This is a genomic window from Azospirillum sp. TSO35-2 (assembly GCF_003116095.1).
GTDB lineage: Bacteria > Pseudomonadota > Alphaproteobacteria > Azospirillales > Azospirillaceae > Azospirillum.
The window spans coordinates 1,031,601-1,058,045 of record NZ_LGRA01000018.1 but is presented as its reverse complement, the minus strand read 5'-3'; the positions used below and the strand labels follow the sequence as shown (position 1 = coordinate 1,058,045).

The 26,445-nt window shown below is 66.1% G+C and carries 22 protein-coding genes; 9 read left to right on the top strand and 13 right to left on the bottom strand.

What is annotated here, in order from left to right:
- Positions 1 to 89: 89 nt before the first annotated feature.
- Together kdpA and kdpF are read right to left on the bottom strand one after the other, a co-directional pair.
- On the bottom strand, positions 90 to 1,799 hold the full coding sequence (gene kdpA, locus TSO352_RS15750) for a potassium-transporting ATPase subunit KdpA (RefSeq protein WP_109108219.1): 1,710 nt from the start codon (positions 1,797 to 1,799) through the stop codon (positions 90 to 92).
- A gap of 12 nt (positions 1,800 to 1,811) precedes the next feature.
- The gene (gene kdpF, locus TSO352_RS15745; protein WP_109108218.1) at positions 1,812 to 1,901 is read right to left on the bottom strand and encodes a K(+)-transporting ATPase subunit F; all 90 of its coding nucleotides are present in this window, start codon (positions 1,899 to 1,901) and stop codon (positions 1,812 to 1,814) included.
- A 447-nt stretch (positions 1,902 to 2,348) separates the two neighbouring features.
- Here kdpF and TSO352_RS15740 point away from each other — a divergent pair, with 447 nt between their 5' ends.
- Positions 2,349 to 2,537, top strand: a complete 189-nt coding sequence (locus TSO352_RS15740; protein ID WP_109108217.1) for a hypothetical protein — start codon at positions 2,349 to 2,351, stop codon at positions 2,535 to 2,537.
- Positions 2,538 to 2,938: 401 nt separating this feature from the next.
- Here TSO352_RS15740 and TSO352_RS15735 read toward each other — a convergent pair whose 3' ends face one another.
- The gene (locus TSO352_RS15735; RefSeq protein ID WP_282183868.1) at positions 2,939 to 3,820 is read right to left on the bottom strand and encodes an alpha/beta hydrolase; all 882 of its coding nucleotides are present in this window, start codon (positions 3,818 to 3,820) and stop codon (positions 2,939 to 2,941) included.
- A gap of 166 nt (positions 3,821 to 3,986) precedes the next feature.
- Here TSO352_RS15735 and leuC point away from each other — a divergent pair, with 166 nt between their 5' ends.
- The 4 genes from leuC to TSO352_RS15715 all read left to right on the top strand — a co-directional run bounded on the left by leuC (position 3,987) and on the right by TSO352_RS15715 (position 8,436).
- The gene (gene leuC, locus TSO352_RS15730; protein ID WP_109108216.1) at positions 3,987 to 5,435 is read left to right on the top strand and encodes a 3-isopropylmalate dehydratase large subunit; all 1,449 of its coding nucleotides are present in this window, start codon (positions 3,987 to 3,989) and stop codon (positions 5,433 to 5,435) included.
- A gap of 34 nt (positions 5,436 to 5,469) precedes the next feature.
- Positions 5,470 to 6,078, top strand: a complete 609-nt coding sequence (gene leuD, locus TSO352_RS15725) for a 3-isopropylmalate dehydratase small subunit (protein WP_109108215.1) — start codon at positions 5,470 to 5,472, stop codon at positions 6,076 to 6,078.
- Positions 6,079 to 6,165: 87 nt separating this feature from the next.
- Positions 6,166 to 7,488 (top strand): C4-dicarboxylate transporter DctA, encoded by a 1,323-nt coding sequence (dctA, locus tag TSO352_RS15720; RefSeq protein ID WP_247872124.1) that lies wholly within the window; start codon positions 6,166 to 6,168, stop codon positions 7,486 to 7,488.
- Between the two features lie 63 nt (positions 7,489 to 7,551).
- Positions 7,552 to 8,436, top strand: coding sequence for a LysR substrate-binding domain-containing protein (locus TSO352_RS15715; protein ID WP_158284595.1), 885 nt, complete (start codon positions 7,552 to 7,554; stop codon positions 8,434 to 8,436).
- A gap of 364 nt (positions 8,437 to 8,800) precedes the next feature.
- On the opposite strand, the gene TSO352_RS15710 is transcribed toward TSO352_RS15715, so the two are convergent.
- The 3 genes from TSO352_RS15710 to TSO352_RS15700 all read right to left on the bottom strand — a co-directional run bounded on the left by TSO352_RS15710 (position 8,801) and on the right by TSO352_RS15700 (position 12,480).
- Positions 8,801 to 9,379: an NAD(P)H-dependent oxidoreductase gene (locus TSO352_RS15710; RefSeq protein ID WP_109108213.1), complete on the bottom strand. Its 579-nt coding sequence runs from the start codon at positions 9,377 to 9,379 to the stop codon at positions 8,801 to 8,803.
- Positions 9,376 to 11,799 (bottom strand): phosphoenolpyruvate synthase, encoded by a 2,424-nt coding sequence (gene ppsA, locus TSO352_RS15705; RefSeq protein WP_109108212.1) that lies wholly within the window; start codon positions 11,797 to 11,799, stop codon positions 9,376 to 9,378. The genes TSO352_RS15710 and ppsA overlap by 4 nt, the downstream gene beginning before the upstream one ends.
- 87 nt (positions 11,800 to 11,886) lie before the next feature.
- A complete protein-coding gene (locus TSO352_RS15700) occupies positions 11,887 to 12,480 on the bottom strand; it encodes an HPF/RaiA family ribosome-associated protein (RefSeq protein ID WP_109108211.1) in 594 nt (197 codons plus the stop codon).
- Between the two features lie 307 nt (positions 12,481 to 12,787).
- Between TSO352_RS15700 and TSO352_RS15695 the strand changes: the two genes are divergently transcribed.
- Positions 12,788 to 12,982, top strand: a complete 195-nt coding sequence (locus TSO352_RS15695; protein WP_109108210.1) for a hypothetical protein — start codon at positions 12,788 to 12,790, stop codon at positions 12,980 to 12,982.
- A 55-nt stretch (positions 12,983 to 13,037) separates the two neighbouring features.
- Here TSO352_RS15695 and TSO352_RS15690 read toward each other — a convergent pair whose 3' ends face one another.
- From TSO352_RS15690 to TSO352_RS15655, 7 genes are all read right to left on the bottom strand, one after another.
- Complete coding sequence (locus TSO352_RS15690) at positions 13,038 to 13,565, bottom strand: BCAM0308 family protein (protein ID WP_199231607.1); 528 nt, start codon at positions 13,563 to 13,565, stop codon at positions 13,038 to 13,040.
- 603 nt (positions 13,566 to 14,168) lie between these two features.
- Positions 14,169 to 19,553, bottom strand: a complete 5,385-nt coding sequence (locus tag TSO352_RS15680) for a PAS domain S-box protein (RefSeq protein WP_109108207.1) — start codon at positions 19,551 to 19,553, stop codon at positions 14,169 to 14,171.
- Between the two features lie 8 nt (positions 19,554 to 19,561).
- Positions 19,562 to 20,266, bottom strand: coding sequence for a histidine phosphatase family protein (locus TSO352_RS15675; protein WP_199231606.1), 705 nt, complete (start codon positions 20,264 to 20,266; stop codon positions 19,562 to 19,564).
- Positions 20,263 to 21,477, bottom strand: a complete 1,215-nt coding sequence (locus TSO352_RS15670) for a two-component system response regulator (protein WP_109108206.1) — start codon at positions 21,475 to 21,477, stop codon at positions 20,263 to 20,265. The genes TSO352_RS15675 and TSO352_RS15670 overlap by 4 nt, the downstream gene beginning before the upstream one ends.
- A 19-nt stretch (positions 21,478 to 21,496) precedes the next feature.
- Complete coding sequence (locus TSO352_RS15665) at positions 21,497 to 22,555, bottom strand: ATP-binding protein (protein ID WP_109108205.1); 1,059 nt, start codon at positions 22,553 to 22,555, stop codon at positions 21,497 to 21,499.
- On the bottom strand, positions 22,552 to 22,950 hold the full coding sequence (locus tag TSO352_RS15660) for a response regulator (RefSeq protein WP_109108204.1): 399 nt from the start codon (positions 22,948 to 22,950) through the stop codon (positions 22,552 to 22,554). The genes TSO352_RS15665 and TSO352_RS15660 overlap by 4 nt, the downstream gene beginning before the upstream one ends.
- Positions 22,947 to 24,344, bottom strand: a complete 1,398-nt coding sequence (locus tag TSO352_RS15655; RefSeq protein WP_146210766.1) for an EAL domain-containing protein — start codon at positions 24,342 to 24,344, stop codon at positions 22,947 to 22,949. Before TSO352_RS15655 ends, TSO352_RS15660 begins: the two co-directional genes overlap by 4 nt.
- A gap of 311 nt (positions 24,345 to 24,655) precedes the next feature.
- On the opposite strand from TSO352_RS15655, the gene TSO352_RS15650 reads away from it, so the two are divergent.
- The 3 genes from TSO352_RS15650 (at position 24,656) to TSO352_RS15640 (ending at position 26,407) form a co-directional block, all read left to right on the top strand.
- A complete protein-coding gene (locus TSO352_RS15650) occupies positions 24,656 to 25,123 on the top strand; it encodes a DUF1203 domain-containing protein (RefSeq protein WP_109108202.1) in 468 nt (155 codons plus the stop codon).
- The gene (locus TSO352_RS15645; protein WP_146210765.1) at positions 25,110 to 25,355 is read left to right on the top strand and encodes a hypothetical protein; all 246 of its coding nucleotides are present in this window, start codon (positions 25,110 to 25,112) and stop codon (positions 25,353 to 25,355) included. Before TSO352_RS15650 ends, TSO352_RS15645 begins: the two co-directional genes overlap by 14 nt.
- Positions 25,356 to 25,654: 299 nt before the next feature.
- Positions 25,655 to 26,407: a glucose 1-dehydrogenase gene (locus TSO352_RS15640; protein ID WP_109108200.1), complete on the top strand. Its 753-nt coding sequence runs from the start codon at positions 25,655 to 25,657 to the stop codon at positions 26,405 to 26,407.
- Positions 26,408 to 26,445 lie beyond the last annotated feature (38 nt).

Sequence of the window (26,445 nt, the reverse complement as noted above, 5' to 3'; positions counted from 1 at the left end):
CCGCCACCGACAGGCCGATGCGGAAGAATGGTTCCGACCAGGGCAGAGTGCGGATGGATGTCTTCAGGGACGGCATGGGATGACCTCCGTCAGAACAGCGTTCCGCTGCCGAGCAGCAACTGTTCGGCGATCGGACCGAGGGCCAGGGCCGGGAAGAAGGTCAGGCCGCCGACGATCAGGATGACGCCGACCAGCAGCCCGACGAACAGGCCGCCATGGGTCGGAAAGGTCCCGGTCGAGGCCGGAACGGTCTTCTTGGCGGCCACCGCCCCGGCGATGGCGAGCACCGGCACGATGATCAGGAAACGCCCGATCAGCATGGCCAGGCCCAGCATGGTGTTCTGGTACAGCGTGTTCGCCCCGAAGCCGGCGAAGGCCGACCCGTTGTTGGCCGTGGCCGAGCTGTAGGCGTAGAGGATCTGAGACAGCCCGTGCGGCCCGCCGCTCTGCACCGAGGCAAGGCCCGCCGGCAGCACCGTGGACAGCGCCCCCAGCCCGAGGATGCCGACCGGCAGCACCAGAATGGCGAGGACGGCGAGCTTGATCTCCCGCGCCTCGATCTTCTTGCCGAGATATTCGGGCGTGCGCCCCACCATCAGCCCGGCGATGAACACGGCGAGCACGACGAACAGCAGCATGCCGTACAATCCGGCCCCGACGCCGCCGACGATGATCTCGCCCAGCATCATGTTGACCAGCGGTATCATGCCGGCCAACGGCATCAGGCTGTCATGCATGGCGATGACCGCGCCGCAGGACGCGGCGGTGGTGACGACGGCGAACAGCGTGGAGACGGCGACGCCGAAACGGACCTCCTTGCCCTCCATGTTGCCGAGCGCCGGATCGAGACCCAGCGCCGCGAAGGTCGGGTTGGTCTGCGCCTCCGCCCCATAGGCGATGAGGACGCCGGCGACGAACAGCACGCCCATGGCGGCCAGGATGGCCCAACCCTGCCGGGTGTCGCCGACCATGCGGCCGAAGGTGAAGGTCAGGCCGGCGCCGATGGCGAAGATCGCCACCATGTGGATCATGTTGGTGAGCGGCGTCGGATTTTCGAAGGGATGGGCGGCGTTCTGGCTAAAGAATCCGCCGCCGTTGGTGCCGAGATGCTTGATCATCATCTGCGAGGCGACCGGGCCTTGCGCGATGATCTGGCGGCTTCCCTCCAGGGTCGTGGCCTCGGTGTAGGCACCGAGATTCTGCGGCACCCCCTGCCAGACCAGGACCAGCGCGCCGAGCACGCAGATCGGCAGCAGGACATAGAGCGTGGCGCGAGTCACATCGACGTAGAAATTGCCGAGCGTCCGCGCCGAACGTCGGGCGAAGGCGCGGATCAGCGCCACCGCCACGGCGATACCGGTCGCGGCGGAGACGAAGTTCTGCACGGTCAGCCCGGCCATCTGGGTCAGATAGCTCAGCGTGCTCTCGCCGCCATAGGCCTGCCAGTTGGTGTTGGTGACGAAGCTGACCGCCGTGTTGAAGGCGAGGTCCGGCGCCACGGCCGCCATATGGGCCGGGTTCAGCGGCAGCACGCCCTGAAGGCGCAACAGCCCGTACAACAGCAGCACGCCCAGCAGGTTGACCGCGAGCATGGCGGCGGCGTAGCGCGTCCAATGCTGCTCCTGGTCGGGGCTGACCCCGCACAGGCGGTAGACACCGCGTTCCACCGGCCCAAGGAGCCGGGTCAGCAAAACGCGCTCGCCGCTGAAGATGCGGGCCATCATGCCGCCGATCAGCGGTGTGAGGGCGACGATGACGGCGCAATAGAGGGTGATTTGAAGGATGCCCGCGGCGTCCATGGGGCGGCCTCCTCAAAAACGCTCGGGATGGATCAGGGCATAGGCGAGGTAGCCGAGAAGCCCCACGGCCACCAGCCCACCCAGGATGAGTTCGACGGTCATGATGCGGCGCCTTCCCGGATCACATCCGGTCGCAGGCGCGGATCGCGGCGGCGTTCAGCCCGAAAAAGGCGAGCGTCACGGCGATGAACAGAAGGTCGAGCATGCGAACGGCCCTTGGTTGTTTCCCAGGCCTCTTCAATTGCGCGTGGCTGCATAAAGGGTCGATATGGATTTGCGCGCTCCGCATAAAGAACCTGTAAAAGCGTCGGTGATGTGTTCGGCATCACCGAGCCATGCTTACAGTCCAGCCGAGCTTTGTGCCTGTCCGTCAAAGGGTGGCAAAGCGGACACTCTGATCCAGGTGGATCAGAGTGTCGCGAACAGGAGGAGCCTTCACCTCCCCCTGATACCGTCCGGGCGAAACGGCCCAGGATAGAGGGTCCCTGAGCGGAAATGTCGGCGCCAGCGTTAATGGGAGTAGGAAGTTAGTTAACGGAGTACAGCGGCATGACCACGGCTACCTACCATGTCATTCGGTACACCGACGGCCGGCTGTTCTATGAGGGGGAACCCATCACGCTTGCTGAAGCTCAGGTGATGATCAATGAGGCCATTGCTCGTGGCACCCTTGAAGTGAACTCATTCTTGCACATCGATGAAGACCTATTGGTCATCGAGCTTGACGCCGCACCTTGACGAAGCGGCCCTGCTGCCCGGCCGCTGTCGCGAAAAGGGCCGTGAGGCGGCACCGGGGGAACTCCTCTGGATGGAACCATAAAACCTTACGAGAGCACCCATAAACCGCACTCGCTGGAACCGGACGACAAAACTCTCTAAATTCCCGGTCTGGAAATACCATCGCCTCGATCCGGATCGGCTCGGTCGCATCTTCCTCGTGGTCCGGCGTCCAGTCCCTTCGCCTGCTATCCCGTCATGGGCGCACCACCTGGGCAAACCGTTTGCCTGCGCCCGAAATCGTTCGCGCCACTCCTTCGGACTGCCGCGTTGCGGTCGCAACGATGGCTCCAGACGCGAGGAGAGCCGGCGCAGTCAACTCGTTGGCCCCACCGGTGCACGATGTCTCCTACTGCAGAGGGTCAGTCTCCCTTGTCGGTGAGGAAGCGCAGGATCTCTTCGGCAACGAGGTCCGGCAACTCCTCGGCAAGGTAATGGCCGCCGGGCAGGCTGCGGCCTGAGACGTTCACGGCGCGTTTGCGCCATTCAGCCAGCGCATCGAAGCATCGCTCGATCACCCCATGCTCGCCCCACAGCACACGGAGCGGGCATTCCACCCTGGCGCCGCCGTCCTCCTCGTCATGGCGCAGGTCGATGGTCGCCGCGGCCCGGTAATCCTCGCAGGAGGCGTGGATGGTCCCCGGGGTCCAGGCGGCGAGATATTCCGCCAGCGCCTCCGGGGTGAAGGGTGAGAGGCCGGCACTGCCGGAGCCGCATTTCTTCAACCAGTAGAATCGTGGATCGCCACCGATCATGCGCTCCGGAAGCGGGGCGGCCTGGCACAGGAAGAACCAGTGCCAATAGGCCTGCGCGAAGGCATCGGTGGTGCCCGTGTACATCTCCCGCGTCGGCGCGATGTCCAGCAGGACGGCGGCGACGACCCGGCTGGGATGGTCGAGCATCAGCCGGTGCGCCACCCGCGCGCCGCGGTCGTGGGCAGCGATGAAAAAGCGGTCGTACCCGAGCGCGGCCATAACCTGCACCATGTCGGCGGCCATGGCGCGCTTGGAATAGGGCGCATGGTCGGGTGTGGTCGCCGGCTTGGCGGAACCGCCGTAGCCGCGCAGATCCGCCACCACCAGGGTGTGGCGGTCGCGCAGCCGCTCCGCCACCTTGTGCCACATGGCGCCGGTCTGCGGATAGCCGTGAAGCAGCAGAAGCGGGGCACCCTGGCCGCCGCGGCGGACCCGGATGTGCGCGCCCTCGGTCGGCACCTCGAAATCGTCGAAACCCTCGAACATCATGACGGAGCCCCCCTGATCGATTTGGAATGCCCGATCCTGGCCCGGCGACCGGCCGAGCGGCGACACGGTTTCATTGAACAATCAAACCCGCTCAATCGGTCCACCGTCCGGCGGATAGGATGACGGCACGCTTCAGCCGCGCCTCCAACCGAGACAGGACCCGCCCATGCCATCGCCAGAGCCCCTTTTTCCACACGCGCCCGACCGTCAGGGGCCGCGCACGCTCTATGACAAGCTGCTCGACGCGCACACCGTCTGTTCCCTGGACGGGGAGGAGCGGCTGCTCTACGTCGATCTGCACGTCATGAACGAATACACCAGCCCGCAGGCCTTCACCGGACTGCGCGAGGCCGGACGCCGACCGTGGCGGCCGTCGGCGCAGCTGGCCGTGGTCGATCACGTCAATCCGACGGCGCCGCAGCGGACGGAGGATGTCGCAGACGAGAGCGCCGCCGGTCAGATCCGCTATCTGCGGCGCAACTGTGCCGATTTCGGGATCGAACTGATTGATCTCATGGACCCGCGGCAGGGCATCGAGCATGTGGTGGTGCCCGACCTCGGCCTCGCCCAGCCGGGAATGACCATCCTGTGCGGCGACAGCCACACCACCACCTATGGTGCCTTCGGCGCGCTCGGCTACGGCATCGGCACGTCGGAGGTGGAGCATGTGCTGGCGACGCAGACGGTGGTGCACCGGCGGCTGGCTCCCATGCGGGTGATCCTCGATGGCATTGCAGGCGACGGGGTCGGCGCCAAGGATCTGATCATGGCGGTGATCGCCTCCCTTGGGGCCGACGGGGCGGCCGGCCACGCCGTCGAGTTCGCCGGGGCGGCCATCCGCGCCCTGGGCATGGAAGGCCGGATGACCGTCTGCAACATGGCGGTGGAGTGCGGCGCGCGGGTGGCGCTGATTGCTCCGGACGCCATCACCGCCGATTATGTCCGAAGCCGCCCGCGGGCGCCGTCCGGCGCCGATTGGGAGCGGGCGACGGCGCTGTGGGCCCGGTTCCATAGCGACGAGGACGCCCACTTCCTGCGCGAGGTCCGCTTCGACGCTGCGGCCGTCCGGCCCCTGGTGACCTGGGGGACCAGCCCGGACCAGGCCGTCGCCGTCGACGGCACCGTTCCCGATCCCGGCACCGAAATCGATCCCACCCGTCGCCGCGCCATGGTGCGCGCGTTGGAGTACATGGGTCTGGCCCCCGGCACGCCGGTGAGGGACATCGCCATCGACCATGCCTTCATCGGCTCCTGCACCAACGCCCGCATCGAGGATTTGCGCGCGGTGGCGGGCGTGGCGAAGGGACGGCGGGTGGCGCCGGGCGTGCGGGGCATGATCGTGCCGGGATCGGGGGCCGTGCGACGGCAGGCGGAAGCCGAGGGGATTGACCGCGTGCTGATCGCCGCCGGCTTTGAATGGCGCCAGCCCGGCTGCTCCATGTGCCTCGCCATGAACGACGACGTGCTTCCGGATGGCGCGCGCTGCGCCTCCAGCACCAACCGCAACTTCGAGGGCCGGCAGGGCCGCGGCGCCCGTACCCATCTGATGAGCCCCGCCCTCGTCGCCGCCTCGGCGATCGCCGGGCGCCTGTGCGACCCGCGCGATCTTCCCTGACCAGACTGGCCTGACCCAACCGGAGACCATGCCCATGGAGTCTTTCACCATCGTCAGCGGAACCGCCGCCGCCATTCCACTGCCCAACATCGACACCGATGTGATCATGCCCAAGCAGTTCCTGAAGGGAATCGATCGCAGCGGCCTCGGCGAGGGTGCCTTCCATGACCTGCGCTTCGACGCCGGCGGGCGGGAGCGCCCCGATTTCATTCTCAACCGGCCGGGCTGGCGCGATGCCGCATTCCTGGTGGTCGGCCCCAACTTCGGTTGCGGCTCGAGCCGCGAGCACGCGGTGTGGGGTCTCAAGCAGCGCGGCGTGCGTGCCCTGCTGGGCACCAGCTTCGCCGGCATCTTCTTCGACAACTGCGCCCGCAATGGCCTGCTGGCGCTGACGCTCGACCCTGCAACCGCCGACGCCCTGATGGAGGTGGCGGCGGGGCCGGAGCCGGCACGGCTGACCGTCGATCTGACCGGTTGCAGCATCGCGACGGCCGATGGCCGCCGCTGGAGCTTCACCATCGATGCCGGCCGCCGCGAGGCGCTGCTGCACGGCCGCGACCACATCGCGACCACCCTGACCCGTACCGGCGCCATCGCTGACTTCGAGGCCGGTCACCGGATGCGGACCCCCTGGCTGCCCTAGCGGCCTGACGGTCCCCCGCTACCAGTCAGCAACCCGACAACGACAAACCCGCGCGCCCCAGGACGCGGGAACAGGGAGGATTTTGCCATGACCACGCTTGCCGACATGGCGCCGGCCACTCCGGACCGACGCCGCTGGTACGGAAATCTGACCGTCCAGGTGGTGCTTGCCATCATGCTGGGCATCGCCACCGGTCATCTGGCGCCGGCCTTCGGGCAGGCGATGCAGCCGCTGGGCGATCTCTTCATCCGCCTCATCAAGATGGTGGTGGCGCCGATCGCCTTTCTGACCATCGTCTCCGGCATCGCCGCCATCGGCGACCTGCGCCGGGTCGGCAGGATCGGCGGCATGGCGCTCCTCTACTTCGAGTTGGTCACCACGCTGGCGCTCGGCATCGGCGTGGTGGTGATGAACCTGCTGCGTCCGGGCGATGGCTTCGACCGCGCGGCCTTCGGCGCCGGCGCGGTGGATGTGACGAAATACAGCCAGATGGCGGGCGAGCATTACATGCTCGACTTCCTCACCCATCTGGTGCCCGACAACATCGTGGCCGCCTTCGCCAAGGGCGATCTGCTGCAGATCGTCCTGTTCGGCATCCTGTTCGGCTGCGCCGCCGCCCTGGCGGGCGACCGGGTGAAGCCGGCGCTCGAGGCCATGCATGCGCTGGCGGACATCCTGTTCAAGATCATCGCGCTGATCATGCGGTTGGCCCCGATCGGCGCCTATGGGGCCATGGCCTTCGCCGTTTCCAAATACGGGCTGGGCTCCGTCCTGGTCCTGGGCAAGCTGATGATGGCGGTCTACGTCACCTGCGCCCTGTTCGTTTTCGTGGTGCTGAACGCCATCGCACGGATGTGCGGCTTCAGCCTGCGGCGCTTCCTGCGTTTCATCGGGCAGGAGATCATGATCGTTTTCGGCACGGCCTCGTCGGAAAGCGTGCTGCCGCGCCTGATGGCCCGGCTGGAGCGGCTGGGCTGTTCGGCCCCGACGGTCGGGCTGGTCCTGCCGACCGGCTATTCCTTCAACATGGATGGAACGTCGATCTACCTGTCGATGGCGGCGCTGTTCATCGCCCAGGCCTATGGCATCGACCTGTCGCTCGGTCAGCAGATCGGCCTGCTTCTGCTGCTGATGGTGACCTCGAAGGGGGCGGGTGCCGTGGCCGGAGCCGGCTTCGTGACGCTGGCCGCGACGCTGTCGGCCACCCACGTTTTGCCGGTGGAGGGGTTGGCGCTCTTGATTGGCGTCGACCGCTTCATGGCCGAGGCGCGCGCCGTGACGAACATCGTCGGCAACAGCCTTGCCACGGTCGTGGTCGCCAAGATGTGCGGAGAGTTCGACGGGACCGCGGCCGATGCCGCGTACCGGGAGCATTTCGGCGAGGACGCCCACTTCCACAGAAGTCGCTGATCGTGAGGGGTGCCGTGCTAAGCTCCGCACCATCCATGGCCCCCCTTGCTGGAAGACCCGCTCTTGGAACTGCGTCAGGTCCGTTGTTTCATCGCGGTGGCTGAGGAACTGCATTTCCGCCGCGCGGCCGAGCGGGTGGCCATGGCCCAGGCGGCGCTGTCGCATCAAGTGCGTCTGCTGGAGGCGGAACTGGGCTGCCCATTGCTGTTCCGCACCACGCGGCAGGTCAGCCTGACCGCCGCTGGCGTGGCCTTCCTGACCGAGGCGCGGCAACTGCTGGAGCAGGCGGAGCGGACCGTCCGGGTGGCGCGGGCGGCGGCGGATGGCGGCGGCAGCCTGCGCATCGGCGGCATCGACGAGGCGCTGGTGGCGGTTCTGCCGCCGGTGCTCACCCGTCTGCGCGCCGAGCACCCGACGCTGAGCATCACCCTGACCGAAGGCAGCTCTGCCGAGCAGGAGGCGGATCTGATCCGCCAGCGCATCGATCTGGCGTTCCTTCGCCCCCCGGTGACCGACCCCGACCTCGCCTGCGTCCACTTGTTCGACGAACCGTTCATCGCGGCACTGCCGGAAGCATCGGCCTCCCAAGCCAGCGACGTGCCGTTCTGGGAATGGCTGGCCGCACAGCCCTTCATTGGCTACCCGAAACACAGCCGCCCGCTGCTGCACGACTTGACCGTCCGACAGTTCGAGGCACACGGCCACCGCCCGCAGGCGGTGCAGGAGGTGACGGAGAAGCTGACCATGCTGCAGCTGGTGGGGCAGGGGCTCGGTATCGCTCTTGTGCCGCACTGGGTTTCGCGCTTTGTCCTGCCCGGCGTGGCCTACCGGCCGTTGCCTGATGCAGCCCCGGTCCTGGCCTTTGGCATGGCGTGGCGCAAACGCGATCCGTCACCGGCGCTGGCCAGGGTGCGCGCGGCTGTTCGCGCGAACATTGGGCAAGATTGAGAACTTGTACGCAGCAGGCACATCTCAGCCAGTGGAGGGCACTTGAACCATGCAGAGGCGGTCGCTCAGTGAGTTGATGAGGTGGACGGCCCTTTCACATTCTGGGACCGGCGGCAGGATCGCAAACGCCGCGAAGCTGACTTCCCGTCACGCGTGTACAAAAACGCGCGCAGAATTCACATTAAATAATTGTGTATTATGAATTTTCACTGAACCAAATTATGGTTCCATCCAGAGAGACGCCCATCCGACGAACCTCAAGACTATGGGAAACGGAGTGGCGCGGATCGGATCGGCGGCGGAATGGTTGAGAAGCGGCTTCGGCATGCGGCCCGGTCCGGCGGGGCCGAGCCGCATGCCCCATTCAGAAATGGTCGCGTACGGCCGCGCGGATGCGGCGGATGTCGTCGTCGACCTGCGCGGGCGTGGTGTGCGGCCCCAGATCGTCGAAATGCAGATGCTCGACCACCTTGATGCCGCATAGGCCCATGATCGCAACATCCTGTGTCACCGTGAAGGCCTGCCTCTCACCAGTCGTTTCCAGAAATGCCATCGGGGCGCCGGAACTTGTGATGATCAGCCCTTTGCGCCCATGCAGTTTGCCCTCGATCTCCTCGCCCCGCATTTCCCAGGCAAATCCGTAACTGAAGACACGATCCACGTAGCCTTTCAGCATCGCCGGCATGCCAGCCCACCAGATCGGAAACACGAAGGAAACCGCCTTACAGGCGGTGATGAGATCCTGCTCGCGCTGGATGTCTTCGGGTATCGGACCGTTGCCGGCCAGTTCCTCCTCCGAAAGAACCGGGTTGAAGCCCATGGAGTAGAGGTCGCGCACGGTGACCGCGTGCCCGCATTGCTCCAACTCATCCACATAGGCCCCCACCGCCTGCCGGATGAAGCTGCCGGAGCGCGGATGCGCGAAAACGACGATGTGCTTCATGACGATCCTCCCGTTCCGGGCTCGCGCGGTGCGCGGCCGAGTTTCTGTTCCAGTTCCACAACCGCGCGCAGCGTCCTGAGCACGCTGTCGGGCGTCAGGCTGATGGAGTCGATGCCGAGGCGCACCAGGAACTCGGCGATCTCCGGATAGTCCGAGGGCGCCTGTCCGCAGATGCCGCAAGGCCGGCCATTGCGCCGCGCGCCCTCCACGGCCTGGCGCAGGAAAGCCAGCACGCCGGGATCGCGCTCGTCGAAATCGAAGGCGACCAGAGGGCTGTCTCGGTCCACCCCGAGCGTGAGTTGCGTCAGGTCGTTCGATCCGATGGAGAAACCGTCGAACCTTTGGGCGAACTCATCCACCAGCAGCACGTTGTTGGGGATTTCACACATCACGTAGACCTCGAGGCCGTCACGCCCGCGCTCCAGCCCGTGGCGCGCCATGGCGGCGATCACACGGTCGGCTTCCTCCAGACGGCGGCAGAAGGGCACCATCACCTTCACGTTGGTCAGGCCCATCTCGCCACGCACGCGGGCGAGTGCCCGGCATTCCAGCGCAAAGCCTTCCTCGTAGGCGGGGTGGGCGTAGCGCGCAGCCCCCCGGAAACCCAGCATCGGGTTCTCCTCGACCGGCTCGAACCACCTCCCGCCGAGCAGGGAAGCGTATTCGTTCGTCTTGAAATCGGACAGCCGGACGATCACCGGGCGCGGGAAGAAAGCCGCCGCGATGGTGCCGATCCCCTCCGACAGGCGCTCCACGAAATAGGCGCTGCCGTCCGGGTGGTTGCGGGTCAGGCGGGCGATGCGGGCCCGCACGTCGACGTCCTCGACACGCTCCGGGTGGACGAGCGCCATCGGATGGACCTTGATGGCCTCGTTGACGATGAACTCCATGCGCGCCAGCCCGACACCGTCCACCGGCAGCCGTCCGGTCTGGAAGGCCTGATCGGGGTTGCCGAGGTTCACCATGATGCGCGTCTGCGGCCGCGGCAGCCGGCCAAGATCCAGGCGCTCCACGCGAAACGGCATGGCGCCGTCATAGACCTTGCCGGTTTCACCCTCCGCGCAGGAGACGGTGACCGTCTGCCCGTCGCGCAGGACCTCCGTCGCGCGTTCGGCTCCGACCACGGCTGGAATGCCCAGTTCTCGGGCGACGATGGCGGCATGGCAGGTGCGGCCACCCCGGTTGGTGACGATGGCGGCGGCCGTCTTCATCACCGGCTCCCAATCCGGCGTCGTGGTGTCGGCCACCAGCACCTCACCCGGACGGAAGGCGGACAGCTGGTGGGCGTCGGTCACCACGCGCACCGTCCCGGTGGCCATGCGTCCGCCCACCGCGCGTCCCGACGCGAGCACGGTCCCCTTCGCCTCCGACACGAAGCTCTCCAGTTCCAACGCCGCCCGCTGGGAGGCGACCGTCTCCGGCCGTGCCTGGACGATGTAGAGGCCGCCGTCCAGTCCGTCCTTGGCCCATTCGATGTCCATGGGCTGGCCATAATGGTCCTCGATCCGGATGGCGTATCCGGCAAGCCGCAGCACCTCCTCGTCGGTCAGACAGAAGTGCTCCCGGTCGGCGTCGGGGGTGGGGACGGTGCGCGTCGGCTCGCGCGTGCGGCCCGGCCGGTATACCATCTTCACCTGCTTCTCGCCCAGCCGCCGCCGCAGCACCGCGCGGTGGCCTTGCCGGAAAGTCGCCTTGTGCACATAGAACTCGTCGGGATCGACCGCCCCCTGGACGACCGTTTCCCCCAGCCCATAGGCGCCGGTGATGAACACGGCGTCGCGGAATCCCGATTCCGTATCCAGCGTGAACATCACCCCGGCCGAGGCGAGGTCGGAACGCACCATTTTCTGCACGCCGACCGACAGCGCGACCTTGAAGTGGTCGAAGCCCTGGTCAATCCGGTAGGAGATCGCCCGGTCGGTGAACAGCGAGGCGTGGCAGCGCCGCACCGCGTCGAGCAGCATGGCCTCCCCGGACACGTTCAGATAGGTCTCGTGCTGGCCGGCGAAGCTGGCGGTCGGCAGGTCCTCCGCAGTGGCGGAGCTGCGGACTGCGACGGTCAGTTCCTCCCCGTACTCGGCCAGCAGGGCCCGGAATGCCGTGCGCAGTTGCGCCTCCATCGCCGGCGTCAGGCCGGCTGAGTAGACGATGTCGCGCGCACGGGCTCCGGCGCGGGCAAGCCGGGCCACGTCATTCTTATCCAGCCCGTCGAGCAGCGCGTGGAGGTCCTCCCACGCCTTGGCCGTGGTCAGCGCATCGCGAAAGGCCGCCGCGGTCAGGGCGAACCCGTCCGGGACCTCGATCCCCATCGGCTTCAGGTGCCGGTACAGCTCACCGAGCGAAGCGTTCTTGCCTCCGACCAGGGCCACGTCGTCGCGGCCCAGGTCGGAGAACCAGCGGATGTATGTGGCGTCCTGCATATCCGGCCTCCTTGTTCCGGCCCCCTTGTCCCATCGGCACGGCGTTGCCGGGTGGCGGGTTCGCCTCGTGCTCGCGGGCGTGACGGGTCACGGCGCCGGGACGGTTCCCTCGCCGACGACATGATGCTTGCCGACCGGCGAAACCGTGGTCGCCTGCGGGCCTTGGGCGCTTTCCTTCTCAGCGATGCTCAGGCGGACCTCCTGGTCAACCTTCAGGGCGTCGAAGGAGCCGCCCGCCACGCTGTTGCGGTGGAAATAGATCTCCTGCCCGTCCGTCGTTTCGATGAAACCGTAGCCGTCTCCGGCAAACAGGCGGACCACGCGGCCGTGCACGGGAACCTCATGCGTCTTCACGTCCAGCCGGCGGCGGCGCGCGTAATCCTCCAACTCCCGGCGGGCCGCGTCGAACGCATCGCGCACGGCGACCCTTGGATTTTCGTGAGCGTGGTCCTCGGGCTTGGCGTAACGCACGACCAGCTTTTCCCCTGGCACGGTCAGGTCGATCCGGACCGCATAGAGCTTGCCCTGGTGCTGGTGCCGGTGCGGCGCGTCGATGGTCACATGGCACGCCATGATGTGGTCGAAGAACCGCTCCAGCTTGGCGGCGTGCTCCCGCACGACCGTCTCCAGGGCGGGTGACGGTTCCAGATTGTCGAAGGTGATCTGCACCGGGAATTGCATGGCATTCCTCCTGTCGGTTGCCACCGGTCAGCGGCCGTACACCCCCCTTGAGTTTGGCGTCCATCAGGGTGTGCCGGCGAGCGGCGCGTTCCGCGACCATCACCTCGACCGTAACAAGCAGACCGGCCACCCAGGACGCACAGCGCGCTGGCAACTATTCTGGCGGCTCCAGGAGTCCCGGCGTTAACCTGGATCAAGCGGCGCATCAAAGTCTTGCGGTCTAATGATCCCAGCCAACAATCCCGCAGCCAACCATCCAGATTTGCTCGGTTCTCCCAGGAGAGCGATACGATGGGAGAGGCGCGCCATGCACTGTCCGGCCGTGTCGAACGGCTGCATGCCCTGCGCGGTGGAGGCGCTTACCGACCTCACCGCCTGTCCGATCCCGCGCCAGTCGCTGATGCGGTTCTGCCAGACCGCGCCGGAACTGACACTGCGGATGTGGTCGCTTCTGGCGGCGGAGACGGTTTCGGACTGGCGTCTGCCGGGCGGGCAGGATTGACCCGCCCCGCATGATCCGCGTTGCCTGTGAAACTTCACTGCGGCCGGCAGGCCTCTCAATCCGCATGCCAATTTGCCCGCAGGAAGCACTCGCCCTCGGCGTACTTCCACGTCACTTCACCCTGATGATGGCGATCGAGCGCTTCGGCGATACGCCGGGGCAAGTGAAGATCCGTGGTCGTCACGTCGATCCCGTCGGCGGTGTCGTGGATGTCAATGATCCTGTTGAGCGGATGTTCGGCGGTCTCGAGCTTCTCCTGATGACGGACCTGCGCCATGATCTCGGCACGATGGGCTTGGACGAAGGCGCCGCTCATCGTCAGGATGCCGGCCGGGATCCGCTCCTCGATGCGCTGGCAGGCTTGGCAGACGGTCTCCGTCGCGTCGGCCGGCCTTGCGCCCCAATGCCAGCGACCGTCCTCGTAGACGGCGTGGCAGCGTGAACAGACGCTGGGATCGGCGGCTTTGAGGTCCGACTTGTAGGGGTCGTGCTCCTTCTCCTGGATCAGCCGGTCTCGCCGTTCCGGTTGCAGGTGGTTATCGATGATCGAGCGGCTGTTCTGAGGCTTTTGTCCCATGGCCATGTCCTCCCCGGTGAGCGGAAAGCGGTATACTCGCGCCTGGGCAAAACGCCGCCTTAACCTGGATAAACCCGTTTGCGATTGACCGAAGCGGCACCGTCAAGTTGCCGCTGGGCAAGGCATTTGGGTAACGGTATAGGGCTGGGATGACGACGCGCCCCGATCCGATCGGGCGTGACGGGGAGCGTGCGTGGCCACCTTCCTCACGTCCCGTGCCGACGGCTTCGCGGGCGCCAGGGCGAGGGCAATGTGGCGCTGAATGTCGACGAGGCGCTCGGATCGTCGGGCGGAGGGCTGCACAATCCCCGGCAGGCGCTCGGCGAAGGTGCGCTTCGGGCAACTGGCCTCTCGGCACAGGAATCGGCGTGCTTGGAGGCGAAGAATTGCGGGCTGGCCTTGCCATGGCAGATCGGCCAACCGGCGCTCATGACGGCTGTGCACGTGCGACGAAGACAGGTGGCAACGCGGGCACGGAACTGACGGGCGCCGAGGGCGGACGAAGATGGTGATGCGGTCCGGCTCCGGCAGAACATGCTCGACGCAGAAACCGGTTGGGATCATAGGGAGGAGGCGCTTGGTCACGGTGAACTGAATCCTCTTTTTTACTCATTCACCATCTCCCAGACACTTGACGACACCGGCCCGCAGGGCGTTGAGAGCCTCATCGAAAGCGAAGTCTTCAATGAGCCGTGCGACGGCGTCGGCATGGTGGCCGAGCACCAAACGCAATTCGCCCTCATGTGCGTGAAAGAGGGGGGAGGCCGCCATATCATCAGCCGCAAGAAGTGCCTCAAGGTCCTTGATGACCATACGCATCCGTGATCGGTCAACGGACGACGCCAAAGGTTCCTGGCCCGACGCCGACGTCGGCAGGACCACCGCGATCGCGGCTTTCAGCGTCTCTACGCTCTGACCCACGGCTCGAGCGCGCGCCATGAGGTCGTTCAAGGCTTCCGGGCCGGCACTGGGTTCAGGCGAGGCAGGAATGGTGGCTTCCAGTAATGCCGCCTCATCGCGCAGGCGGAACGCACCAAGGGTTGCGGCCACGCCCTTCAAAGTGTGTGCTGCCCGCCGGGCCCCGAGGAAATCGCCGATGACGAGAGACGCAGCCGCCGCATCCGCTTGGTGGTCTTGGACGAAGCGGGACAACAGACGCAGGTAAAGGTCCAGCCGTCCGTTTGCCGCCTTCAGTCCCAACCCGACATCCAGCCCCGGGACCACTTCCAACTGCCTGCGCACGGCATCCGATAGACCTTCGTCAGGAGAATCGACAGCCCGATCCGACGATGGTGAGCTGCCTTTCCCCGCCGTGGCAGTCCGTTGCGGCAACCAACGGAGCAGCGTCGCGTATAGCGCCTCAGGATCGACCGGTTTGGCGATGTGGTCGTCCATACCCGCGTTCAGGCAGGCCTGCCGGTCCTCGTCGAAGGCGTTCGCCGTCATCGCCAGGATCGGGGTCCGAGCGTGCAGCGGAAAGCCGCGGATGGCGCGCGTGGCGGCCAAGCCATCCATTTCCGGCATCTGCATATCCATCAGGATGAGGTCGTAGGCCGCAGCCTGCGCCATATCCACGGCTTGCCGTCCGTCCCGGGCGACGTCGACCTCAAGGCCAACCTCGTTAAGCAATTCGAGTGCCACCTCTTGGTTGACCGGGTTATCCTCGGCCAGAAGCACACGGCTGCCCGGCTGCTGGCGCAGACGCGCTTCAGCTTCGCCAGGCGCCAGGTCATGGACGGGGACTGTCCGTCCCGACAGCAGTTCCTCAAGAGCGTCGGTCAAGCGCGAGGAAGAAAGCGGCTTGATGAGGACCGTCGCATAGCCGGTGCGGACCAGCTCGTCCCTGGACACGCCGTCGCCGTACGCGCTGACCAGCAGGCACGAGGGCGGCCGTGTCAGCGGCATGGCCATGAGGCGGCGGCCGACCTCCAGCCCGTCCATCCCCGGCATCTGCCAGTCCACCAGCATAAGGTCGAACGGCCTGCCAGCCGCCTCCGCGGCGGCCACACAGGCCAGTGCGTCCTGGCCGCTCGATACCGCCGTGACCAGGATACCGATCTGGTCGAGCATGTCGGTGAGCGACTCCCGCGCTTCCTGCAGATCGTCGACCACCAGCACCCGCCGCCCCTTCAGGTCGACCGCGGGCGTCCGCGCCGGCGGGACGCTCCTCACAATGCCCAGAGGCAACTCGATCCAGAAGGCACTGCCCACGCCCAAGCTGCTCTCGACGCCGATGCGCCCGCCCATCAGCTCCGCAAGGCGGCGGCTGATTGCCAGCCCCAGCCCCGTTCCACCGTACTTCCGAGTGGTCGAGGTGTCGGCCTGCTGAAAGGGTTGGAACAGGCGATCCTTCTGCTCGGCGGTCAACCCGATGCCGGTATCGGTGACCTCGAAGCGGACGACAACGCCTTGTGCGGTGGTTGCAACGACCCGGCCACGCAGGCTGACGTTGCCGGTTTCCGTGAACTTGACGGCATTGCTCATGAAATTGAGCAGGATCTGTCCAAGGCGCAGTTCGTCCCCGCGCAACATGTGCGGCACATCCCGCAGATCGATGACGATTTCCAAACCCTTGGCCGCGGCCTTGTCGCGAGTCAGGGCACAAACCCGTTCGACAACCCGCTCGACGTCGATGTCGGCCAGTTCGAGTTCCAGTTTCCCGGCGTCGATCTTCGAGAGATCCAGAATATCGTTGATGAGCGTGAGAAGGTGGTGCGCGGCATCGGATATGGTGTCGAGCTTCTTGGCCTGATCCGGGTCGGCGCTTTTCCGGCGCAAGAGATGGGTGGTGCCGACGATGGCGTTCATCGGCGTGCGGATCTCGTGGCTCATGTTGGCGAGGAAATCCGACTTCGCGCGGGCCGCATCTTCGGCGAGCGCACGGGCTCTGGCCATTTCCTCAATGGCTTTGCGTTCCGCCGTGATGTCGTCGATGACCCACACCGATCCGCGTTCGGGATCGCAGGCATCGACCGCACGGGCGTTCAACCGCGCCCAGAACAGACTGCCGTCGCGGCGCATCAGCTGCTGTTCGCGCTGGTGGGCTTCACCGCGCCAGATCTGGCCATAGCACGCGTTGCCCAGGTTCCAGGCATCCTCGTCCGCGTACCAGATGCGCGTCGGCTTGCCGATCATTTCACCCGGCGGCCAGCCGAACATCTCATGCAGCCTCATGTTGCCCTGCTGCAGGATGCGGTCCTTGATCAGCACGATGCCCGAGGTGGCGGACTCGAGGATGGCCTGCTGTTCCGCCGCGAAGATGCGCAGGGCTTCGGCGGCGTCGCGTTCGGCGGTGATATCCTCGAAAATGGCGACCAGTCCCCGGTCCAGGTCGGTCGGATCGATCGCGCGGGCGTAGATGCGCGCCCAGAACCGGCTGCCGTCATGGCGCATGTATCGCTGCGCGCGCACATGGGTCTCGCCACGCCGGAGCTGCGGATAGATGTCATCGCCCGCCGCCGTCCACGCCGCTTCGTCTTCATACCAAGTGCGGGTGGAAACCCCAATCATTGCGCCAGCCGGGCAGGCGAAGAGTTCTTCCATGCGGTGGTTGCAGCGCTCGATGTGGCGGTCGCGGATCAGGGCGATGCCAACACTCGCGGCGTCGAAGATGGCTTCCTGCTGTTGGCTGGCGGCAAGAAGCTCGGCCGTGCGCTCGGCAACCAGCCGCTCCAGCTGATGGCGATGCTGGTCGAGTTCTTCGGCCATCCGCTTCTTCTCGGTGATATCCTCCTTGATGGCGAGGTAATGGCTCACGCTGCCGTCGGGCTGCCGGACCGGGGCGATGTGGGCCAGCTCGATGTATTCGCTGCCGTCCTTGCGCCGGTTGATCAGTTCGCCGTTCCAGGCGTTGCCGGCGGCCAGCGTGTCCCACAGCGCCCGGTAGGCGGCCGGGTCGGTCCGGCCCGACTGCAGAACGCGCGGATTCTGTCCGATCACCTCGTCGCGGCCATAGCCGGTGTTGCGGCAGAAGGCGTCGTTCACATACTCGATCCGGGCGGCGAGGTCGGTGATGACGATGCTTTCGGGACTCTGGTTCACCGCCAGGAACAGCTTGCGAAGCAGATCCTCCTGCCGACGGCGTTCGGTGACGATCTCCTTGACGGCCACGTAATGCGTGACCACGCCGGCGTCGCCGCGCAGCGGCACGATGGAGGCCGCTTCGATCTCCTCGCGGCCGTCGCGCGTGCGGTTGACGAACTCGCCGCTCCAGGCCTCGCCACGGGTCAGCGCACTCCACATCGCCTCGTAGGTCGCGCTCGGGGTCTTGCCAGACTTTAGGAAACGCGGATTGCGGCCGAGGGCCTGCTCGCGGCTGTAGCCCGTGGCACGGGTGAAGGCGTCGTTCACATAGCTGATGTTCCCCGACAGGTCGGTGATCACCACCAGGTTGGGGCTCTGCTCCACCACCAAGGAGAGTTTGCTGATTTCGTCACGCGCCGCCTTGGCCTGGGAGATGTCCTCCCACAGCGCCAGCAGATACTCGCGATCACCCTGCCGGAAGGCCGAGACGTTGACGCGGACGTCGAAAACCGAGCCGTCCTTCCGGCGATGACGGCTTTCCAGTTGAAAGCCACCGGCCCTGAAGGCCTTCTGGGCATTGCGCTGCAACTGGTCGCGCGGAAGCTCATCCTGGATGGCCGGAAGGTCGAGCGCCAGAAGCTCCTCCTCGCTGTAGCCGAGCTGGCGGCAGGCTGCGGCGTTGACCTTGAGGAACCGGAGGGAAACCGGATCGATCACTTCGACGGCAAGCGGCGAGAATTCGACGACGGCGTTTATCAGCGCCTGCTGGTCCTGCTTTCTGGTTTCGTCCCGCTTTCTGCGGACCGCCATCTGCAGGCGCAGGGCAACGGCCTCGATCAGGGCGGCTTCCTCGTCCAGGAACGGAGCGCCGGCCTCGGCGGGCAATGGAGCGCGGTAGATAACGGCGACCGTACCGGCCACGCCGTCTCCGTCGACGAACGTGGCAGTCAGCCGCTGTCCCTCCACCTCCTCACCGAACACCACAGTCCCGTAAGCGATCTGCCCGACGGCATGCTCCGGATAGCGCATGGCGGCAGGCAGCGACGCCGCAACCATTTCAAAGATCGTCGGCACGTCCAGATCGGTGCGTTCGGTGATGCGGGCGACCTCGTACAGGCAGGAAAGCTCCTTCATGCGCTCACCCAGGTCGGCTTCGGCCTTCTGGCGCAGCATCAGGGAATCCCGGAAGCTGAGCACCGCCCGGCCCATGTCGCGCAGCACGCTCCGGTTATCGGAGGCGATGGACCGCACGCGGTCGAACCCGGTGGGATGGACGTTGCCGTCGGCCAGATCGAGCAGAGCGCGGCTGATCAAGCGGACCCGGAGGAACGTCCAGCGGGCGAGAAGCAACCACATCACCACGAGCCCTAGGTTCAGGCCGACTCCCGCGATCATCAGGCGGGAGGTCCGGTCATGCAGCATCCTGGTCCGGCGCGCTTCGCGTTCGCCGGAGGAGCGGACGATTGCCTCGACGACGGCATGGGCATGGTGCGACAGGTTGGCGAAAATGGCGGCCGCGTTATAGGCGAACGCGCGCGCACGGGGAGGGTCGATGGCAGCCAGATCGGTTGCCATGATGATGTAGTTGCGGTAGTCGTCGAACCAGCTGATCGCCATTTCCGTGTGTTCGGAAACCCGCTCCAGTGACTTCAGCTGGTCCGCCATGGTGGCCAGCGTCTCGACGAACCCGGCATGGATGCGATAGACCTCGCCTTCATCCAGGCGCCCGCCGGCGGCATCGTCCAGGGTTGTCACCACCTGCGCCTGCACCTCATCCAGGGCGGCATTGAAGTGGCTGGCCGCCTCGATGGCCTGGCCATCGCGTTCGGACTCCCGATTGACGGCCTGTTGGCTCTCGCTCAGGCTCCAGAAGGACAGCAGGTTGATCGCCACCGACAGCGCCACGATCACCAGGACCGGGAGCAGCAGCAGGCGGAAATACGGGGTGGACGAGGTCCGGCGCGTCGGCATGCCCTCTCCTACTGTGCGAGTTCAAGCCATCGGGAAGCCGGTATGCTGGCAACGTAATCCATGGCGCCGTTCCCCTTCGGGCGGAAGATGACCAGGGTCGCTTCCTTGGGGAAGTAGCCGATCAGGTCCATCAGGTTGGGACCATGCGCGAGAACCAGCGAATTGCTTCCCGGCGGCGGCGGGGTGGACAGCAGACGACGGGTCTCCGCCAGGATCGGGCGCTTCTGGGCAGCCGTCATGTTGGCCGTATAGATCAGGTTCGGCACGACGATGACGGCCTGGTGCCTGGGGAACGCCAAGGCGGCACTCTCCTTGGCGCGGCACAGCGGGCTGACGTGGACGGTGGCGACGGGGATGGAAAATTGCCGCAGATACTCGCCCACCGTCGCGATCATCGCCCGCCCCTCATCGTTGAGGGGACGTTGCGTCGAGCAGTCCGCGAGATCGACCTGCGGAACCCGGTCGGGACGCGAGGTGTCGCTCGGTCCGTGGCGCAGGAAAAGTGTGAACCCTCCGTCCCGAAGGTCGCGGAGCGTCTCAGGGGTCGCGGGCACCTCTGCGAACCTGGCTGTGGTCGGCGGCGGCTGTGCGACGGCCGGTCCGGCGGCGATCATCGCCGCGGCCAGCAGCATCAGCCCACATGACGAACAAATCCGTGCGGCGATACCCCATGGCGACGCCATGGACCGATTCCGTCCGTTGATCGTGTTCATTCGCGACTCACTGCGTTTCCACTCTGAGGTTTGACCGTCATGTCCGTCTCGGGATCGGCAAAGCGCCGGGCGATGTCGGCGAAGCGCTCGCGGCAGGCCAGGAAGGCGTCGACCACATCGGGATCGAAATGCGTGCCGCGCCCCTGCATGATGATCCGGGTCGTTTCCTCCAGGCCCATGGCCGGCTTGTAGATGCGCCGGCACATCAGCGCATCGAAGACGTCGGCCAGCGCCATCAGGCGGGCCGACACCGGGATGGCGTCGCCCGCCAGCCCCGAGGGATAACCGCTGCCATCCCATTTCTCGTGGTGGCGGAGGGCGATCTCCTGGGCGACCCGCATGAAGGCGAAGGCGCCCGAAGCCTGCTCCACCGCCGCGTCGTCGGCGCTGGCCAGGGTGTCCCTCATCGCCTTTTCGATGGCGTCGGCCCCGATCTTGGGGTGCTCCTTCATGATCGCAAATTCGGCCTGATCGTAACGGCCGGGCTTGCGCAGGATGGCGTCGGGTACGCCGACCTTTCCGATGTCGTGCAGGGGGGCCGCCTTGACGATCATGTCCAGAAGCGGGCCGGCAAGAGCATCCCGGAATCGCGCGTGCCCGGCCAGATGCTGCGCCAACACCTCGACATAGCTCCGCGTGCGGACAATATGGAGCCCGGTCTCGTTGTCGCGCGCCTCGCCCAGGCAGGCAAGGGCGCGGATGCCAAGGTCCTGGATCAGCAGATTCTCGCTCATCCGCCGCGCCACTTCGGCTTCCAGCCAATCGTTCTCGCGAGCCAGCCGGTCGCGGGCGTGCTTCAGTTCAAGGTGGGTGCGCACGCGTGCCAGCACGATGGCCGGGGTGATCGGCTTGGTGATGTAGTCCACGGCGCCGAGCGACAGGCCCAGTTCCTCGTCCCGGGTCGCGTCCATTGCGGTGATGAAGATCACCGGGATGCCGCAGGTTGCGGGATCGGCGCGCAGGCGGCGCAGCACGTCGTGCCCGTCCAGCACAGGCATCATCACGTCCAGCAGGATCAGGTCGGGACGCGGTTCGCTGCGCGCGGCACGAAGGGCCCGCTCCCCGGAATTGACGGCCCGGACACGGTAATACGGCTGCAGAAGCTCGCCCAGGATCAGCAGATTCTGCGGCGTGTCGTCAACAATCAGGATCGTCGAGGGCGGGGTGGCCCCGTCCGCGGCGGGACGATCGGTGTTCATGGGCTGCTCCATCGAACCGGCCAGGGCATCGTCATGGCTTCCCTTCCGTCGCAGCAGGCAGGATGACCCGCAAGGTGGTGCCGCCTGCGGCGCTGTCGATTTCCAGCGCCCCGCCCGCGGCGTCGGCAAGGCCCTGGACCACAGTCAGGCCGAGGCCGGCGCAGGGGTCCGACGGCTTGGTGGTGAAGAACGGCTCCCGGCAGCGGGTCAGCACCTCCGGCGTCATGCCGGGGCCGGTGTCCTGCACCTCCAGGATGGTTGTGCCGTCCCCGCCCTTCAGCGTGATGGTGAGCGCTCCGCCGGTCTGCGCCATCGCCTCCAGGCCGTTGATGGCGAGTTCCAAGACGATCTCCGTCAGCCCTCCCGGCGGCAGGATGACACTGGCTGTCTCCGATGCCAGAAAGGTGTGCAGGGCTACCCCCGGCTGCGGTCGGAAGCGCAGCAATGCGACGGCCCGCTGGACCTCCGCCATGGGATCGACCGGCCGCGGTGCGCCGCCCCGCTGCCGCGCCAGCCCCAGCAGATCGTTGACGACGGCGCTGGCCTGCTTGCCGGCGTCGAAGACCAGGGTAAGGTTGCGCGCCTCGGCCGAGTCCGCCGGAAACTTGCGGCGCACCGAGAAGGCCATGCCGATGACCGGCTGCAGCAGATTGTTGATCTCATGACCCAGCGGACGGGCCATGGCGCCCAGCATGTGCAGGTGACGGATGCGACCGACGAACGCTTCCATCCCGTCTGACCCGGCCCCGTGCGTGCAACTCTCCAGTTCCAACGCGTCGAACGCATGGATGAGGGCGTCATCGAGACTGTCGCGGTCGGGTGCGGCGAAGCCGCCGGAGCGCAGCAGGTGGCGGCACGTTTCCCGGCAGCGCTTCAGGGCGGCGAGGTGCGTCGCCAGGGGCACCCCGGACCCCCGCCACGGCGCACCGCCGGCGTGGAGGAGCGCGATCGCGTTCGTCCCGCCCGCACGCAGGTCAGCCGCGAGTGCGGCGCACAGACCGCCGGTGTCGAGCAGCGGTTCGTCGATCATACCTCCCGCTGTCGTCTCCAGAAGGTGGGCGAAGCGTTCCGCGGCGGCCGGAGAGATCATGGGACGGTATCCTTTGGACGGTTCCGGTGGCCCAAAACCGCATTGCGCACCGCTTCGGCGAAGGCGCCGTGATCGAAGGGCTTGCGCAGCAGCACATCGGCGCCCGCCCGCTCCGACAATTTCAGCAGTTCGAAATTACCGGTGCGGCCGCCACCGGACATTCCGATCAGGGCGAGGTCGGAGTGTTCGCGCCGCAGCAGCGTCATGGTCCGGATTCCGTCCTCGTCGGGCATGATCACATCGACCACCGCGACATCGAAGGGCGCACGCCGGCAGGCTTCCCGCGCCGCCTTGCCGGACGTGACGGCAACCACGGAGAAGCCCTCGTCCTCGGCCATCTGCCGGACGGTGGCGCGGACCATCGCGTCGTCGTCGACCACGAGCAGACGTTTCATGCTTCATTCTCCGTCGTCGATTCTGGTCGGAAGAAGATACCTTCCAGCCCCAGGCGGTGCGCCGCCTCCGGCTGTTCCGTCACCGAGGCGACGGTCTCGCCGTCCACATAGTCGAATCCGGCTCCGAGCGCCGCGGTCAGCAAGCTGGGTGAACTCAGGCCGTGCACGTACTTCTGCTTGTGCACGCGCTCCGCCTCTTCGCAGAAGCGGTTGAACTCCTTGAACAGCAGCGCTTCGGCCATGGTCGGCTCATCGACCGCGAGCCCGCAGGCGGTGGCCTGCGTCTTGCCGACCGCGTCGAAATCCGTGAAGCCGATCGGCAGGCGGATCAGCAGGGCGCGGCATTCGGCGCACAAAGCCGACGTCAATTCCATCAGTCGCCCGGACGGAATGCCGTCCTCGACACCGACCAGTTCCAGGACCAGATAGCGCCGCAACTCCTCGGGGATATCGTGGCAGTCGTTGATGTATGCGACGCGGCTGCGGGTCCGCGCCAAAGTTTCGAAATGCACGGGGATGGCCAGCAGCAGCGGCTTGTCGGCGTTTCGCAGCCACGTCAGCTCCTGCGCGGCTTTGCGCAGCAGCAGCCCGTCAAGCCTGGGGATGAAGCGCGGCGGGGCATCCCGCGGGATGACGTCGTAGCCGACCAGCATACCGCCGTCCTCGCCGGACCGCGTCGGCAGGCAATGGTAGGTGGTCACCGCCTGCGAGCGGACAGTCCACATGGGACGGTAGATGTAGCCGATCTGCTTGGCCAAAACCTCCCAGGAGCGCTCCATATCCTCTTCGGTGACCCACTGGAGGGCGGCCCGCTGAACGTCGTTCTCCACGGCCTTCTGCTCGGCCCAACGGGTTTCGAATTCCCTGACCAGTGCGTCGAGGTCGCCGAGGTCCTCGAATATCAGGCGGCCATTTTCCTTCATGGAAACGCAGCTGACCTGCATCAGCTTGGCCGCCGCCTGTGTGCCCAGCAGCTTCTCGGCGATCTCGCGGGCGATCAGCGCGCATTTCACCTGCGCGTCGGCCCGGCCGAGGTTGCCGAACACCAGCAGATAGCTGAGGTCGCCGAAGCGTGTGTAGAGGTCGGTGGGATTGAGCCGCCGCTCGATGGCGAGCTTGGCGATCTCGTGCGCCTTGTCGGCCACCTGAGGCCAGCGGGCGCCGAAGGATGGCTTGACCTTTTCCAACCCGATCATATGCAGCCGGCCGGAAATGACATCTCCGCGATCAGAAAGAACATTGCGCAGCCGATGCAAGAACTCATCCTGCTTCGCTTCGAAAGCGGAGTCCCCCGCCCCCTCATCGTCAGAGGGAGAGGCAGAGCTTTCCCGGCCCTGCGTCGGGTAGGGCTTCGTGCTCTTTCCCTGTCCGAACAGGCGATCAAAGATGTTCATCTTAAGGTCACGCTCTCGGGAGCTTCCCACTCTCGTCAAGCATCCCACCAACCAATGAATGAAGCGTAAGCGTGACCGCTCTATTGCAAAGTTGGCCGGCACGCGGCGGAATGGCTGGAGGTTGAATGGAGCCAAGCGGTGTCGGACTTTGACCGGCCCCCTCTCCATGCACCAACACCGTTCCAGCCGGCTGATGGTCGCTCCCGGCCGCTCGATACCGTGTGTGGATTTCAGCGCAAGAACCGGGATGCGGCGTGTCGCCAAGCGTGCGAGATGGGGTGCCTGCAGCAATTCAATCACGGGAGTTCGCCATGTCGTTCCGCGTCACCGGCCTCAGTGCCAAACCGTTCCGTCATCTCTACGGCCTGTCGGACATCGAACTGCGCAAGGCCGGGGTCATCCGATACGTCGTCGGTGATGACGGCCACTTCCCCGACCGTGTCGAGTTGCGCGACGCGGCGCCGGGTGAGGCCGTGCTCCTGCTCAATTACACGCATCAGCCGGCCAACACTCCCTATCAGTCGAACTACGCGATCTTCGTGCGCGACGGCGCCCATGACACGTACGACCGTGTCGGTGAGATCCCCGAGGCTTTCCGTAGCCGGCCGATGTCGCTGCGGGCTTTCGACCGCGACCACCTTCTGGTCGACGCCGAGCTCGCGAACGGCCACGAGATGGAAGGGACGATCGTCCGGCTGTTCGCCAACGACCGCGTCGCCTACATTCACGCGCATTTCGCCAAGCCCGGCTGCTATGCGGGACGCATTGATCGGGTTTAGCGCGGGGGAAGGGACGGACTTCAGCCGAACATGTGTTTCTCTTTCCGGCCTGTCGCGCGGCGACCTTGAGGCCCTGACCGAACGCCTGCTGGCGGACAACGCGGCCCTGAAGCCGGCGGTCGCGGATCGGCGGGCGGAGGTCGCCGCGCTCAAGGGCGTGCCGGGCCGGCCGGCGATCCGGCCCGGCGGCATGGGGCCGAAGACCGAGCCCCAAGCCGGTGAACAGCGGTAGGTTCCTCCGCCATCGGCTCGGCGTGCCGGGAGTGCAAGCGCCGTACGTGCCCGATCTCGTCAGGATGCGCTCAGTTCCCGCCTGACGGCCCGGACTTTTGCCCCTCGCACGTTGATCTGTATGGCTGTAGCTGGACGCCGATCCACAGAACAGGGAAGCTTGACAGTGTCGATTTGTCGGCCAACCAAGATCCTCTTCTGCAATGGGCAGCTTGACTACGATCAAGGACCATACAAGTCCGGTCATGGATCTTGGCGTGCCAGGATCATCTTGGTCCACACCTTTGGGAGCTGCACGTCATGACGAAACGTCTGGATGGCAAGATCGCCGTCGTCACCGGTGCCAGCAGCGGCATCGGCAAGTCTATTGTCGAGCGCTATCTGGCGGAGGGTGCCAAGGTCGCTGTGTTCGCGCGCAATGCCGACGCCCTGCGGGACCTTGCTGCCAAGGCGCCGGATCGAGTCCTCGTGGTGCCCGGCGATGTCACCGCACACGCAGATCTGGAGCGCTTGGTAAAGGCAACGGTCGAGCGCTTCGGTGGGGTTGATGTTGTGGTGCCGAATGCCGGAATCGCCAAGGTGGTGTCCTTTGCCGACAGCGACGAGCATGCCATCCACGAGCAGTTCTCCGTGAATTTCGTTGGTGCCCTCCAGACCGCACGTCTGTTCCTGCCGCACATGCGGCGGGGCGGCTCGATCGTCTTTGTGACCACCTTCCTGGCGCAGGTGGGTTTCCCCGGTTTGGCGATCTACAGCGCCAGCAAGGCTGCGCTGACCTCGGCAACCAAGACACTGGCCGCGGAGCTGGCACCGCAGGGCATCCGCGTCAACGCCGTCGCGCCGGGTCCAATTGCGACGCCGATTTGGGGCAAGGTCGGCCTGCCCGAGGACGTGCTGGGCCAAGTGGCCTCCACCGTCACCGCTCGCCTGTTCCCGGGTGCGTTCGGCGCACCGGAGAGCATCGCCGACGCCGCCCTGTTCCTCGCCTCCGATCAGGCGAGCAACATCTACGGCCACGAGTTGGTGGTTGATGGTGGCTATACCGTGGGCTGAACGGACTGATCGTCGGGGCTGAGGCACCGTGAATGACC

What these genes read in the sequence shown, in the direction of transcription:
- kdpA (WP_109108219.1), bottom strand. Translation starts at nt 1,799, where the DNA reads ATGGACGCCGCGGGCATCCTTCAAATCACCCTCTATTGCGCCGTCATC.
- kdpF (WP_109108218.1), bottom strand. Translation starts at nt 1,901, where the DNA reads ATGACCGTCGAACTCATCCTGGGTGGGCTGGTGGCCGTGGGGCTTCTC.
- TSO352_RS15740 (WP_109108217.1), top strand. Translation starts at nt 2,349, where the DNA reads ATGACCACGGCTACCTACCATGTCATTCGGTACACCGACGGCCGGCTG.
- TSO352_RS15735 (WP_282183868.1), bottom strand. Translation starts at nt 3,820, where the DNA reads ATGATGTTCGAGGGTTTCGACGATTTCGAGGTGCCGACCGAGGGCGCG.
- leuC (WP_109108216.1), top strand. Translation starts at nt 3,987, where the DNA reads ATGCCATCGCCAGAGCCCCTTTTTCCACACGCGCCCGACCGTCAGGGG.
- leuD (WP_109108215.1), top strand. Translation starts at nt 5,470, where the DNA reads ATGGAGTCTTTCACCATCGTCAGCGGAACCGCCGCCGCCATTCCACTG.
- dctA (WP_247872124.1), top strand. Translation starts at nt 6,166, where the DNA reads ATGACCACGCTTGCCGACATGGCGCCGGCCACTCCGGACCGACGCCGC.
- TSO352_RS15710 (WP_109108213.1), bottom strand. Translation starts at nt 9,379, where the DNA reads ATGAAGCACATCGTCGTTTTCGCGCATCCGCGCTCCGGCAGCTTCATC.
- ppsA (WP_109108212.1), bottom strand. Translation starts at nt 11,799, where the DNA reads ATGCAGGACGCCACATACATCCGCTGGTTCTCCGACCTGGGCCGCGAC.
- TSO352_RS15700 (WP_109108211.1), bottom strand. Translation starts at nt 12,480, where the DNA reads ATGCAATTCCCGGTGCAGATCACCTTCGACAATCTGGAACCGTCACCC.
- TSO352_RS15695 (WP_109108210.1), top strand. Translation starts at nt 12,788, where the DNA reads ATGCACTGTCCGGCCGTGTCGAACGGCTGCATGCCCTGCGCGGTGGAG.
- TSO352_RS15690 (WP_199231607.1), bottom strand. Translation starts at nt 13,565, where the DNA reads ATGGCCATGGGACAAAAGCCTCAGAACAGCCGCTCGATCATCGATAAC.
- TSO352_RS15680 (WP_109108207.1), bottom strand. Translation starts at nt 19,553, where the DNA reads ATGCCGACGCGCCGGACCTCGTCCACCCCGTATTTCCGCCTGCTGCTG.
- TSO352_RS15675 (WP_199231606.1), bottom strand. Translation starts at nt 20,266, where the DNA reads ATGAACACGATCAACGGACGGAATCGGTCCATGGCGTCGCCATGGGGT.
- TSO352_RS15670 (WP_109108206.1), bottom strand. Translation starts at nt 21,477, where the DNA reads ATGGAGCAGCCCATGAACACCGATCGTCCCGCCGCGGACGGGGCCACC.
- TSO352_RS15665 (WP_109108205.1), bottom strand. Translation starts at nt 22,555, where the DNA reads ATGATCTCTCCGGCCGCCGCGGAACGCTTCGCCCACCTTCTGGAGACG.
- TSO352_RS15660 (WP_109108204.1), bottom strand. Translation starts at nt 22,950, where the DNA reads ATGAAACGTCTGCTCGTGGTCGACGACGACGCGATGGTCCGCGCCACC.
- TSO352_RS15655 (WP_146210766.1), bottom strand. Translation starts at nt 24,344, where the DNA reads ATGAACATCTTTGATCGCCTGTTCGGACAGGGAAAGAGCACGAAGCCC.
- TSO352_RS15650 (WP_109108202.1), top strand. Translation starts at nt 24,656, where the DNA reads ATGTCGTTCCGCGTCACCGGCCTCAGTGCCAAACCGTTCCGTCATCTC.
- TSO352_RS15640 (WP_109108200.1), top strand. Translation starts at nt 25,655, where the DNA reads ATGACGAAACGTCTGGATGGCAAGATCGCCGTCGTCACCGGTGCCAGC.